Source organism: Nesterenkonia sandarakina (genome assembly GCF_014138825.1).
GTDB lineage: Bacteria > Actinomycetota > Actinomycetes > Actinomycetales > Micrococcaceae > Nesterenkonia > Nesterenkonia sandarakina.
Map to the genome: position 1 here is coordinate 877,094 of NZ_JACJIH010000001.1, position 13,121 is coordinate 890,214.

General features: G+C 69.1%; 8 protein-coding genes. 2 read left to right on the forward strand and 6 right to left on the reverse strand.

Going from position 1 to position 13,121, the window contains the following annotated elements:
- Positions 1–85 precede the first annotated feature (85 nt).
- Entirely contained in the window at positions 86–1,144 is a 1,059-nt protein-coding gene (locus HNR24_RS04020; protein ID WP_259392400.1) for an NAD(P)-dependent alcohol dehydrogenase, read from the reverse strand.
- Positions 1,145–1,661: 517 nt separating this feature from the next.
- Here HNR24_RS04020 and HNR24_RS04025 point away from each other — a divergent pair.
- Entirely contained in the window at positions 1,662–2,501 is an 840-nt protein-coding gene (locus HNR24_RS04025; RefSeq protein WP_182495080.1) for a class II glutamine amidotransferase, read from the forward strand.
- A 110-nt stretch (positions 2,502–2,611) separates the two neighbouring features.
- Here HNR24_RS04025 and HNR24_RS04030 read toward each other — a convergent pair whose 3' ends face one another.
- From HNR24_RS04030 to leuS, 4 genes are all read right to left on the reverse strand, one after another.
- A complete protein-coding gene (locus tag HNR24_RS04030) occupies positions 2,612–5,125 on the reverse strand; it encodes a ComEC/Rec2 family competence protein (RefSeq protein WP_182495081.1) in 2,514 nt (837 codons plus the stop codon).
- The gene (locus tag HNR24_RS04035) at positions 5,122–6,072 is read right to left on the reverse strand and encodes a ComEA family DNA-binding protein (RefSeq protein ID WP_182495082.1); all 951 of its coding nucleotides are present in this window, start codon (positions 6,070–6,072) and stop codon (positions 5,122–5,124) included. Before HNR24_RS04035 ends, HNR24_RS04030 begins: the two co-directional genes overlap by 4 nt.
- Positions 6,073–6,288: 216 nt before the next feature.
- Positions 6,289–7,290 carry a DegV family protein gene (locus tag HNR24_RS04040; RefSeq protein ID WP_182495083.1) on the reverse strand — a complete coding sequence of 334 codons (1,002 nt, stop codon included), beginning with the start codon at positions 7,288–7,290 and terminating at the stop codon, positions 6,289–6,291.
- The gene (gene leuS, locus HNR24_RS04045) at positions 7,290–9,842 is read right to left on the reverse strand and encodes a leucine--tRNA ligase (RefSeq protein WP_182495084.1); all 2,553 of its coding nucleotides are present in this window, start codon (positions 9,840–9,842) and stop codon (positions 7,290–7,292) included. The genes HNR24_RS04040 and leuS overlap by 1 nt, the downstream gene beginning before the upstream one ends.
- Before the next feature lie 77 nt (positions 9,843–9,919).
- Between leuS and HNR24_RS04050 the strand changes: the two genes are divergently transcribed.
- Positions 9,920–10,990, forward strand: coding sequence for an alpha/beta fold hydrolase (locus HNR24_RS04050; RefSeq protein WP_182495085.1), 1,071 nt, complete (start codon positions 9,920–9,922; stop codon positions 10,988–10,990).
- A 52-nt stretch (positions 10,991–11,042) separates the two neighbouring features.
- On the opposite strand, the gene HNR24_RS04055 is transcribed toward HNR24_RS04050, so the two are convergent.
- On the reverse strand, positions 11,043–13,061 hold the full coding sequence (locus HNR24_RS04055) for a primosomal protein N' family DNA-binding protein (RefSeq protein ID WP_182495086.1): 2,019 nt from the start codon (positions 13,059–13,061) through the stop codon (positions 11,043–11,045).
- Positions 13,062–13,121: the final 60 nt, after the last annotated feature.

Consider the following 13,121-nt stretch of genomic DNA (forward strand, 5'->3'; position numbering starts at 1 on the left):
CCCCCAAGCTGTCTGATCATCCGGGTCCAGCACCAGGGCGCCAGACCTGGCCCGCCCTGCCCGGGATCGCTGCCGTGAGCAGCCATCAACCTTCTGCATCGGGGGCAATGGTGATCGCGACCTTCCCGCGCACCTCCCCGGCTTCAAGATGCTGCATCGCCTCTGGGACCTCCCCCAGCGAGAAGGTCCTCTCCAGGCTGGGCACGATCCGCCCGCTCTGGAAGTAGCCGGCGAGCCGATCCAGGTCACTCCCGCGTTCCTTGGCCGCGAGCATGCTCAGCCGCTGGCTCACGAACCGAGACAGCAGAGGCGCCCGCAGGTTTCTGCCGAACCCTCCGGTGAAGTCACCGCCTCCCTCACCGCCGACGACGACGGCGGTCCCCTTCGGTGTCAGAGCACGCCGCAGCCGGGCAAGCGTGGGGTTGCCTGCGATATCAAGGATCAGATCGTAGCGGGAGCTTCCGTCAGCGAAGTCCTCCCGGGTGTAGTCCATGACATGATCCGCGCCGAGGGATCGGACGAAGTCCTGCTTGTCAGCACTGCAGACGCCTGTCACCCCTGCTCCGAACTCCTTGGCCAGCTGCACTGCGAAGCTGCCAACACCGCCGGAGGCACCGAGGATCAACACCTTCTGCCCCGCTTGCAATTCACCCACGTCACTCAACGCCTGCAGGGCTGTTCCGGCGGAGATGGGGACGACTGCGGCCTGCTCGAAGCTGAGGTTGCCCGGCTTCTGGGCCAGTTTGGTCTCTGAAACCGCGGCGTACTCGGCGAAGGAGCCTCGGGACATCCCGTAGACCGGCTCGCCCACGGCGAACCTGGTCACCGCAGAACCAACCTCCGCGACCGTTCCGGCGACGTCGATTCCCGGCACCAGATTCTTCGGGCCTCGGAAGCCGAATCCGATGACCCGCAAGAGATAGGGTCGGCCAACCATCATGTGCCACGTTCCGCGGTCCAGGCCCGCCGCGCGAACCTGCACCAGCACTTCGTTCTCGGCGATCACGGGTCGGGGGATCCTTGCGAGACCGAAGACGCTGCTGGAGCCGTACCCGGCCTGCACGATCGCCTGCATCGTGGACTTCTCCTGCGGTGTAGGGCGTGGCGCGCCGCGCGAGGTGCTGTGCTGTCTCTGCGTTCTCATGATGTCTTCCCAGTGCGATGACGGGCTGCGCCTGTGGACGCCGAGCCCTGGTGCTGTAGTCGTTCAAGGAACGGGTCTGCCGGGCCAGCACGCCGCACTGATGGAGGCTCTGAGGGCTCGGCCAAACGCCGAGTGCACAACGTACGTCTTGGTGGTGCGGGGCTGCTATAACCCGGGGCCAGGATCTGCTGGTGTCTGCGAAGTCGAGGATCAGGTCGCACTCGGGTGCAGTGTCGAGGAAGCCCTCCCGGGTGCAGTAGAAGAACCGAGTCCTGGAAGTGGCGAGCCAATGCTGCGGAGGAGAATACTCGCGGTCCCGCTCCACAGGTGCAAGCCCACCTTGTGTTGTGCCCCAGCTCACCGATACGTACGCTGAAACTGTTGCAGGCCGACAGGCCTTCGAAGCGCAGATATCGGTGAGGAACGACCTGGAGCAGCCCGGCTGTGACGCTGAGGACGAAGCCGATAGAGCGGTCGCGTCACGGTGTGCAGATCCGTCCCATCCCAAGGAGACGACATGTGTCGCTGGCTAGCGTATTCGGGTTCCCCTGTCCGGCTGGACGACCTGCTCTACAAACCCGTCAACTCTCTTGTCATGCAGAGCAAACACTCGCGCCTCGGAGCCGAGACCACCAATGGCGACGGCTTCGGGATCGGTTGGTACGGCACGGAAGAAACCCCCGGGGTCTTCCGCAGCACAGAACCTGCTTGGCACGATCGAAACCTGCGTGAGCTCGCAGGGCAGGCATCCGCAGGCCGCGTCTTCGCGCACATCCGCGCTACGACCGGCACAGCGGTGCAACAGACGAACTGCCACCCGTTCCGCCACGGCCGGTGGCTCTGGATGCATAACGGGATGCTCGCGGGCTTCTCAGCGATGAAACGTGACCTGGCCATGGCGGTAGAGCCCAGCCTTTACCCCGAGATCGAAGGATCCACGGACTCCGAGCTGTTCTTCTACCTCGCGCTGACCTTCGGGCTGGAGCGGGACCCCCGCGCGGCAGTCGCCGAGGCAACCGGATTGATCGAGGATGTGGGACGGCGACACGGCGTCGAGCACCCGGTACAGATGACGGTCGCGACCACCGACGGGAACACGACCTGGGCCTTTCGCTACTCGAGCGAGAGGAACTCGCGATCACTCTTCCACAGCAACGACATCTCGACCCTGAAGGCCCAGTACCCGGAGCACTCGCTGCTCCATGGGCTCTCCGAGGACACCCGGTTGGTGGTCTCTGAGCCGCTGGGAGACCTTCACGGTGCCTGGCAGGAAGTGCCCGACGCCACATGCGTCGTCGTCCACGGAGGCGAGGTCGAGCTGTACCCGTTTTCGCCATCCATGTCGGCCATCGCCTGAACCCGAAAACGCCTCAGCTCAGACTCTGACGTCGCCAGGTCAGTCAAGAGAGACTCAGTCCGGGAACCAGCGACCAGGCCGCTGGGGTACGTTGCGTTCACCACTCCCGGTCAGGGAACAGCCTCCGCCTCCAGACCATCTGCATCCACAGTGAAGACCACCATGCCGTGCAGATCAGTGCGGTAGACCGCGGCGCCCAGTCCCTCCAAGGTGCCGATGATCTCCGCTGAAGGGTGCCCATAGGAGTTCTCCTCCCCCACCCCGATCAGTGCCGCCGTCGGCCGGGTCGCCTCCAGCACCTGCGTGCCCCCGTTGGATGCCCCGTGATGAGAGACCTTCAGCAGATGAACCCCCTCGGGTGCTCCCACCCGACGCAGCAGCGAGGCAGCGACCTCCTGTTCCATATCGCCCATGGCCAACAGGCGCAATGGTTGCTCTACAGAACCCACTGTTGCCGCAGGCAGGTCTGGATCCACGATCTCGAAGAAGACAACCAGGGAGTTGTCATTGGCCTCGGCGTGATGGGCCTCGGCGGCCCACACGGTCAGGCGGACCTGGACCCCGCCCAGGAACTCGAAGGTCTCACCAGCCTCAGGGCGGTGCACCGGCACATCCACCGGCAGCTCCGCGACGGACTCCACCTCGGTGCCCACGTCCCAGTCTGCACTGCCGGCATGCAGGACCAACCCCGCATCCCGATCTTGGAGGACCCCCGGGGTCCCGCCGTAGTGGTCGCGGTGTTCATGGGTGAGCAGCAGCGCCTCGACAGTGTCCACCCCGAGCTTCTCCAGACATCGGTCCGCGAGCAGCGGGTCCTCTCCGGTGTCCACGATGACCCCGGCGGCCTCTTGGGTTCGCACCACCAGCATGTCTCCCTGGCCCACATCACACAGCGCCACCTGCCACTGATCGAGACCTCGGGTGGGCGTCAGCGCGGTCACCGGAAGCACCAGCGCGAGCACAGCACCCGCCATGCCGGCGAGCAGAAGCACCTGCCACAGACGGAAACGCTCCACCAGGCCCCAGGCCAGGACCACTGCCGCGAAGACGTAGAGCACCACCAGCGCCCAGCCCAGCCACCCCTCGGGCCAGGGGGCGGTGGCCTGCGGCAGCCCCGAGGCCACCCGTCCGATCAGCCCGAGGCAGGCTGCCGCCCAGCCGCAGCACCAGAGGATCGGCACCGCCAACCAGGGCAGCGTCGTGGAGATGACTGCCGCGAAGGTGCCCGGGACGGTGATGAACGGCACGAACGGGGCGGCCAACACGTTGGCAGGGATGGCGTAGGTGCTCATCGACGCCGAGAGCGGCAGCAGCACCGGAGTGACGAAGAGCTGCGCCGAGAACGCCAGAGCCAGCGGAGCCGCCAGCACCATCGGCAGGAAGCCTTCGAGCCGCTCACGGATCCTGGTTCCCAGCACCACGATCCCCGCGGTGGCCGCCGCACTCAGCTGGAACGCCGGTTCCATCGCGTAGAACGGGTCAAACACCAACAGGCCCAACACACAGAGACACAGCAGCGCGAAGGCAGACCGTCCGCGACCGGCGAAGAGGGAGACCGCGGCGATGCTGCCCATCACACCGGCACGGATCACGCTGGGCTCCGGGTGGACCAGCAGCACGAAGAGCACCAGACCGATCAGTGAGACCGGGACGCTCGTCCAGCGCGGAGCGCGCAGCAGCCGCACCAGACCGATCAGCGCCCCCATGACCAGGGCGCAGTTGGCGCCGCTCACCGCGGTCAGATGGCTCAAACCAGCGGCGCGCATCGCCTCGCTGAGCTCCTCGTCCTGGTGCGTGCGGTCCCCCAGGATCAGACCCGGCAGCAGCGCCGGGGCGTCACCGACCGCGGGAGCAGAGGCCGCCGCGGTGGCCGAGCGGAGGCCGTTGAAGACCTCGGTGAACTCGGTGCGCGGATCGGCGGGCAGCTGCTGCAGGGGCTCGCCGAACGGGAAGACCAGGGCGGTCTCCCGCTGGCCCGGGCCCGTCGGGCTGAGCTTCACCAGCCCCTGGTACCGATGGCCGGTGACCAACGACAGCGCGCCCACCCTGGACTCTGCAGAAGGGCGACCCTCGGGCTGACCGGCATGCTCCCCGGCAGTCCCGCCGGACGGCTGGCCAGCTGGCTCCGCAGAGGGCAGGCCAGGTGGCTCCGCAGCGGAGTCTTGGATGATCACCACGGGAGCGGCGAGGGGACGTGGGCGGTCCTCCCCGGAGAGGACCGCAGTCTCCACCGTCGCCGCAGCCGCGATTCGGGTCTGGCCGTCGAACCCCGGGGTGCTGAGCACCTCCGGCTGGGCCGAGACCCGCAGCGTGACCAGGACCGGGGCGTCACCTGCCACCGCCGAGACCCACCCGCTGCTGTGATGCTCCCGGGCTTCGGTCCCGGCCTGGAACGCGACGGCACCGGCCAGGACGCAGCAGAGCAAGATATGCAGCGGCGCCGCCGCAGTGCTCAGGCGGTGCAGGAGCCAGGCCCCCAGGGTGGCCAGCGCCCCCGCGCCCAGCAGGGCCCACCCCAGGTAGAGCGCGTGCTGCCAGGGAAGATGCACCGCTGCCAGAGCTGCGGCCCAAGAGGTCAGAGCGGCCGGAAGCAGCCGCAGATCCAAGGGCTTCCCCGCGGTCACCAGGTCACCAGACCCTCCACATCTGCCAAGATCACCGGCCCGATCCCGCTGACCCCGGCGAGCTCCTCCAAGGAGCCGAAGGCCCCGTTGGTCTCGCGGTGGTCGATGATCCGCTGCGAGAGCGCGGGGCCGATCCCCGGCAGCTCATCCAAGGTCGCCGCGTCGGCCGTATTGAGGTTGATCAGCTCCCCAGCCCCCGCCCCGACCGCTGCCCCTTCTCCAGAAGCTTGCCCCGAGCCATCTCCAGCCCCTTGCCCAGACCCGGGCGGCGCCCCTTGCCCGACCTCCGGCCCGGTCCCCTGACCGGCCCCCTCACCTGCTCCCGCGTTCGGCCCGGGAGCACCTGTCGCTCCAGCCGCCGGTGGCCCTGTCCCCGCCTTGAGCTCCTCCGGTGTGGGCACCCAGATCAGCGCACCGTCCTGGACCGGCGTGGCGAGGTTCAAACCACCGGGGTCTGCCTTGGAGGTCATCCCGCCGGCGGCCTCGATCGCCTCATGTACTCGCGCACCGGCGCTGAGCTCCACCACACCCGGGGACTCGACTGCTCCTCCGACATGGACCACCACCGGGCTCGCGTCCTGCGCCTCAGGTGCTCCCAGCGGGGTCCGAGCGTTCGCGGGCGCACCCGGTGACTGCGATGACCCAGCGCCCTGACCCGGGTCAGCGACCCCTGGGCCCTCCGGCTGCTCAGGCCCGCTGGCCTGCGCGGGATTCTCAGATGCGCCGAGGCCGGGCTGCCCCTGCCCTGGCTGTGGTGGCTCCGGCACAGCTGACTGCTCCGAGAGACCCGCGAGCCAGGAGACCGCCAGCCAGGTCAGCAGACCGATGACGATCACGAGCACTCCGGCAAGTCTCAACCGGATGCGCGCCGGAGCGGAGTGCTCACGCTCCCGGTCCGCGCGCAGCCGCTCGCGCCGCGTCAACTGATCCTCAGGCCAGACCTCCATGACAGACACGCTAGAAGCCCTCACCGCTGGGCGGCCCGGAAGGACCTCTGCTGTGCGCAGCGGATGGCCACGGCGTCGTCGGCGGATGGCTGGGGCAAACCCCCGGGCGCCGCGGGGCGCGAAGCCGGCCCGGCCCCACCGGGCCAGCAACCGGGTCTTCAGCAGGGGTCTTCAGCAGGGTCTGCAGGAGAGCCTGCGCCCGGGTCTATAGGTGAGTCAGCGGGTGCCGGGAAGTTCCGGGTTCAGTGACACCGCGAGAGCACCCAGACCGAGATGGGCGGCGAGCACGGGGGGAAGGTCCACTACCGGTATCGGGCTGGCCGAGAGCGGACCCAGCGCCTCGGCAAGCTCCAGGGCCTGGGCCTGGTTGCCGAAGCCGTGCACGGCGAGGCGCGGGGCGGTCATGCCGTGGGCCTGCTGCGCGACCCGGTCCTGGAGCCGCTCCAGCGCCCGTGGCATGGTGCGGGGTCGCTCGACAGGGTGGATCTCCCCCTCGACGAGCTGCAGCAGCGGCTTGACCCAGAGCAGCCCGCCGATCAGCGTGGACATCGCGTTGATCCGGCCGCCGCGGCGCAGCTGGTCCAGGTTCGGCAGCACGAAGAGCGACTCTGCCTGCTCGGCGCTGCGCGTGGCGGCCTCCGCCACCGAGGCCGAGGACCCGCCGAGCTGGGCGGTGATCGCCGCGTCGATCACCGCGTGTCCCAGTCCCAGACCTGCCTGTCCGGAATCGATCACGGTGACCGGGAAGTCCAGCTGACCCGCAGCGAGCCGCGCCGCCTCCACGGTGCCCGAGAGCTTCGCCGAGAGGTGGATCGACACGACCCCGGCGTAGCCCTGAGACTGCAGCGCCTGATAGGCCTGCATCAATCGTCCCGGGGACGGCCGAGACGTGCGCACCGGACTCCCCACGGCCAACGCCATCGGAAGATCCCGGTCCAGGTCAGGGCTGGTCTCCGGGTAGATCTGGTCCCCGATCATCACCGGGATCGGCACCGAGATGATGTTCGCCCCGACGGGACCCAGCAGCACCTCCTGGGTGCCGCGATCCACCGGAAGCGAGGAGGAGGAGTCCGTGACCACCGCGATGCGCCCCTTCCTGCGGCGCAGGTGGGGTCTGCGCCCCGGCACGGCGGCCCGCCGTGCCAGCAGGTCGGCCTCGAGGGCGCTGCGCCATCGGGCCAGACTCTGCTGGCAGCGTTCTGCCGGCCGGGGGTTCATCAGCCGGTCACGACGTTGACCAGCTTCGGTGCGCGCACGATCACCTTGCGCACCCCGCCGCCGTCGGCGATGTACCTCTGGATCCGGGGCAGCGCCAGCGCCTGTGCCTCGAGGTCTTCCTCGCTGATGTCTGCGGCGACCTCCAGCTTGTCGCGCAGCTTCCCCTTGACCTGGACCACCGCGGTGACGGTGTCCTGGACCAGCAGGGACTCATCAACCGAGGGCCAGGCGGAGTTCGCCACTGAAGGCTCGTGGCCGAGCATCTCCCACATGTCTTCAGCGGTGTAGGGCGCCACCAGGGAAAGGATCTGCGCGGTGACCTCCGCGGCCTCGCGGACCGCCGGGTCGGCCGCGCCGGCGCCGGAGTCGATCTCCTTGCGGGCGGCGTTGACCAGTTCCATGGTGCGGGCGATGACGACGTTGAACTTCTTGTCCTCGATCAGCTGCGCGGCGTCCTGGATGGTGCGGTGGGTGACTGCGCGCAGCGCCGTGGCGCCGCTGGCCGGGTCCGCCACCGCCTCGGAGGAGACGTCCTGGGCCAGTCGCCAGGCGCGGGCCAGGAACTTCGCCGAGCCCGAGGGTGAGACGTCGGCCCAGTCCACATCGTCTTCCGGCGGGGAGGCGAAGACCATGGTCAGCCGGACCGCGTCGACCCCGTAGATGTCGAGCTGCTCGCCGAGGTTCACCCCGTTGCCCAGGGATTTGGACATGGCCTTGCCGCCGTTGAGCACCTGACCCTGGTTCAGCAGCGCCTTGAACGGCTCGGTGAAGTTCACCAGTCCCAGGTCGAAGAGCACCTTGGTGAAGAACCGGGAGTAGAGCAGGTGCAGGATGGCGTGCTCCACCCCGCCCACGTACTGGTCCACCGGCAGCCACTTGTTGATCTCCTCGCTGGGGAAGATCTCGGCGTCGTTGGTGGGGTCGATATAGCGCAGGTAGTACCAGGAGGAATCCACGAAGGTGTCCATGGTGTCGGTGTCCCGGGTGGCGGGGGCACCGCAGGACGGGCAGTCCACATTGACCCAGTCGCTGGCCCCGGCCAGCGGGGACTTGCCCTTGGGCGCGAGCTGTTCCCCGCGCATCCCGGTGGGCAGCTTGACCGGCAGCTGGTCCTCGGGCACCGGGACCTCGCCGCAGTCGGCGCAGTGGATGATCGGGATCGGGGCGCCCCAGAAGCGCTGCCGGGAGAGCAGCCAGTCGCGCAGCCGGTAGTTGACCTTGGCCTCGCCCACGGTGTTCTCTGCGAGCACCTCGATGGCGCGGGCGATCGCGGCGTCCTTGTCCAGGCCATCCCAGGCCGGGGAGTTGATCGCAGTGCCCGCACCGGCGGTGGCGATGCCGGTCTCCGCCGGGTCCTCCTCGCCAGTGTCGACGACGACGCGGACGTTGAGCCCCATGGTGCGGGCGAACTCGAGGTCGCGCTGGTCATGGGCGGGCACGCCCATCACGGCGCCGGTGCCGTAGTCGGCGAGCACATAGTCCGAGGCCCACAGCGGGAGCTCCTCGCCGGTGATCGGGTGGATCGCGTAGCGGCCCAGGAAGACACCGGTGCGTTCCCGCTCGGCGGACTGGCGCTCGATGTCCGAGACGCTGCCCAGAGCATCACGGTAGGCCTGGAGCTCGGCACGCTGGCCCTCGGTGACCAGCTCCATGGCCAGGTCGGCGTCGGCGGCGACCACCATGAAGGTGACCCCGTAGAGAGTGTCCGGGCGGGTGGTGAACACCTCCACCGGAGGGTGGTCTGCGGCGTCGGGAGCAGAGCTGATCTCATAGCGCACCGAGGCGCCGGTGGAGCGGCCGATCCAGTTGCGCTGCATGGAGAGCACCCGGTCGGGCCAGTGGCCCTTGAGCTCGTCCATGTCTTCGAGGAGCCGGTCGGCGTAGTCGGTGATCTTGAAGTACCACTGGTTCAGCGACTTCTTGATCACCGCGGTCCCGCAGCGTTCGCAGGCGCCGTCGACGACCTGCTCGTTGGCCAGAACAGTCTGGTCCTTGGGGCACCAGTTGACCGGGGAGTCCTTCTTATACGCCAGGCCCTTGCTGTAGAACTGCAGGAACAGCCACTGGGTCCACCGGTAGTAGGACTCGTCGGAGGTGTGCAGCCGGCGGGTCCAGTCGGTGCTGATCCCGTAGCGCTTGAAGGACGCCGCCTGGGTCTCGATGTTCGCGTAGGTCCAGTCCGCCGGGTGGGCGTCGTTCTTGATCGCGGCGTTCTCCGCGGGCAGCCCGAAGGAGTCCCAGCCGATCGGGTGCAGCACGTTGTAGCCGCGCAGCCGGGCATACCGTGCCGGGATGTCCCCGATGGCGAAGGCCTCGGCATGGCCCATGTGCAGGTCCCCGGAGGGGTACGGGAACATGTCCAGCACGTACTTCTTCTCCCGGTCATCGGCCGGGTCCACCACGAAGGTGCCCTGTTCCTCCCAGAGGGGCTGCCAGCGGGCCTCCATCTCCTGGAAGGAGTACTGCTTCTTCTCGCCCTGGGAGTCAGCCGAAGGGCTGCTGGGCTGCGTCGCAGTGGTATCGGCTGCAGCGGTTTCGCTCGCGTGGCTCACCTGGGGGGCACCTCGTCGTCGTCGGGTCGTATCTTGGACCCCGCCAGTCTAATTGAGTTCCCCGCTAGGCTGGGCCAGTGATCCGCACCTGGACCGAGCACCCAGCCCGAACTGGAATCAGACGAGACGTCTCGCTGGACTTTGCCTGCCCCGAGTCTGACGGCCAGGCCTCCGAGGACGACGGCGCGGCCCGGCTGAGCACCGCTGCGGCAGTCTGGCACTACCCCGCCCAGGTGTCCGCACCTGCAGACTCGGCGCGACCCGCCCGGCGGCTGCTGCTGATCCATGGGTTCCGCGGGGATCATCATGGGATGGCGCTGATCGTCGACGCGCTGCCCGAGTTCGAGATCTTCGTCCCAGATCTGCCGGGCTTCGGCGCGACGCCGCCGCTGCGACGCGGCGCGGGGGGCCTCGCGGAGCATACCCTCGGAGCCTATGCCGCCTGCGTGGAGGCGCTGGCCCAGGCGCTGGACCTGGGACCCACCGACGTGCTGGTGGGCCACTCCTTCGGCTCGATCATCGTCGCGGCGCACGCCGCGCAGACCCACCCAGCGGCGCACGCCGCGCAGACCCACCCAGCGGCGCACGCCGGGCAGAACCTCCCGGCCGATCCCGCGCCGGAGTCGTCTCAGTCCCGACGTTGGGCGGGTCTGGTCCTCTTCGCCCCGATCAGCAATGACATCTTCACGGGCACCCTGCTGCCCGGGGCGGCCGCCGTGGACCTCTACTACCGCGCCAGCGGCAGACTGCCTGCACGGTGGGCGCAGGTCCTGCTGCGATCCCCGGCGGCGCAGGCGGTCACCAACGCGTCGATGATTCTCGCCCGCGCCCCGGAACAGGTGGCCTACATCAAGGACCAGCACCGTCGGTACTTCAGCGGCTATTCGGATCCCGACACCCTGCTGCAGGCGTATCGAGCCTCCAGCCGGCACACCGTCACGGAATTCGCGCCCAGTCTGGATCTGCCGGTGCTCTTGGTGCCGGGCGCGCAGGATCAGCTGAGCACTCCCGCCGGGCAGCGGCGTCTGCGCCGGATGCTGCCGCAGGCTTCCGCCGAGGTGCTGCGCGGCACCGGTCATCTGCTGCACTACGAGAAGCCGGCCCAGGCGGGCCGGGCGCTGCGCCGCTTCGTCGCCGCGCTGGACTGAGCGCCGGCAGGATCCGAAGCCGCCGCCCTGACGTCCCGATCAGAACTGCGGGTCAGAACTGCAGACTCTCGATGTCATCCAGCGCGATCCGCAGGCCTCGGCCACCGCGCGCCGCGCCAGGAGGTGCAACGCTGTGCGTGCGCCGGATCCTTCGGATCTCGGTGACCACGTTGGCGGCCTCGGCATAGCCGAAGAACAACAGATACCGGTGCCGGCCATCCTCCAGCGGGGCCGGGCCGATCCAGGCGCGTCCCTCCGGCAGCTGCACCTGGACCAGGAACGCCTCTGCCTCTGCCGGGTCACCAGTGAGGCTGAGCATCCGCTGCGCCGGGGGCAGCCCGAGCTCCAGACGGTTGTAGAGCTCTCTGCGGGCGTAGCCCACGGGGTCCCAGCGCACCAGCGCGGCAGTGAGATCCTCCGCCTCGGCGGTGATCACCACGGTGCCTCCGTGAGTCTTGTGCGGGCGCACCAGAGAGGCGGCGCGGAACCAGCGGGAGAGCACCCGGCGCGGCACGTCGAGACCCTCGCGGCTGAGCTGGGTGTCCCCGTCGAGCAGCAGAGCTGTGGCATAGCCGGTCTGCGCCACCGGCTCCACCCCCGGGGTGCTGACCACCAGGGCCGGCTCCTGGCCGACCTCGGCGATCGGGTGATCAGAGGTGGAAGAGATCACCGGGGTGTTCGGGAAGGCGCGGCCAAGCTCCTGGGCGGTGCGATCGGCCCCGCGAGTGCCGGCACGGAAGGTGGTGGACCCGCACTCGGTGCAGCGGTGATCCCGATGGTGCAGACCGCACCAGCGGCACTTCAGCGTCCGGGACTGCCCGTGGTGGGCCGGCAGGCTCAACGGTCCATGGCACTGCGGGCACTGCTGGCGGCTGCGGCACCGCTCGCAGAGCACCGCTGGGATGAACCCGCTGCGCGCGACCTGCACGAGCACCGGCCCGTGCTGCAGACCGTCCCTGGCGGCCTTATACGCGGCAGCGGGGAGCCGGGCCTGCCGGAAGGCCGGCTCGCGCTCCTGCTCATAGGAGTCTGCCGTGGCGATCATCCGGGGCGCGGCGCCGCGGCGCTCCTCACGCTCGGGCGCCGCCTCGGTCAGCCAGCCGCGCTCGACGAGTCGCTGCACCTCCAGGCTCCGGGAGGTGGAGAGGAACACCAGCTCCGCACCGGACTGCACGGTGCGCAGCAGCGCCACCTCGCGGACATGGTGGTAGGGAGCCCGGGGCGCGGCGTGGGTCTGCTCGGCGTCTTCGAAGACCATCAGCAGACGGAGCCGAGCCACCGGGGCGAATACGGCGGAACGGGTGCCCACTGCCACCCTGGCCTGCCCGTAGCGCAGCTGGAGGAAGGATCGGTAGCGCGCCGAAGGGCCCATCTCTGCGGTCAGCTGGACGGCGACCCCGCTGCCCAGTGAGCCGGTGAGCACCTCCATGAGGGCTTCGACGTCGCGCTGGTCCGGAACGACGACGACGGCGTCCCCCTCCCCCGCAACACACTCCCGCACCCGGTCCAAGACCTGCGCCGTCCAGGACTGCTCGCCGTAGGACTTCAGCGCCAGTGCGGCGCTGCGGGGTCGCGGGTTTCCCGGGTCAAGCTGGACCTCGGGGACGCGCAGGCCGGCGAAGTCCTTCTCCACCCGCGCTGCCCCTGGCGGGATGGCTGCGCGCAGCACGTCTGCGGTGACCCCGGCTCCGCGTTCCGCGACCTGCTGCGAGAGCTGGAGAATGTCCTCGGAGAGCACCGGCAGGGCGGTGACGAGCTTGGTGATCAGCGAGAGCCGGGAGGCGGTGGAGGGCTCCTGCTTCCGGCGCAGGACGTAGCCGGTCATCTCCCGTCCGGAGAACCGCAGCTTCACCCGGGACCCGGGCACGATCTTCTCCGCCAGATCGATGGGCACCACGTAGTCGAAGGGACGGTCGAGGTGCGGCACGGCGGATTCCAGCAGGACTTCGGCCACGGGCAGGTCCTCGGTGGCCCCGGCGGGCAGCTGCGGAGCCGGCTGGGGCGCCAGCGAGTCCAACAGGGCAGGTTGGTTCGACGGCTGCCCTGCCTGGGATGCCGGCTCCTGACCCACGCTGATCCACCCCCTTCACCGAGATCTTCACGAGATTTCTGCTGCCCTGCGATCGTATCG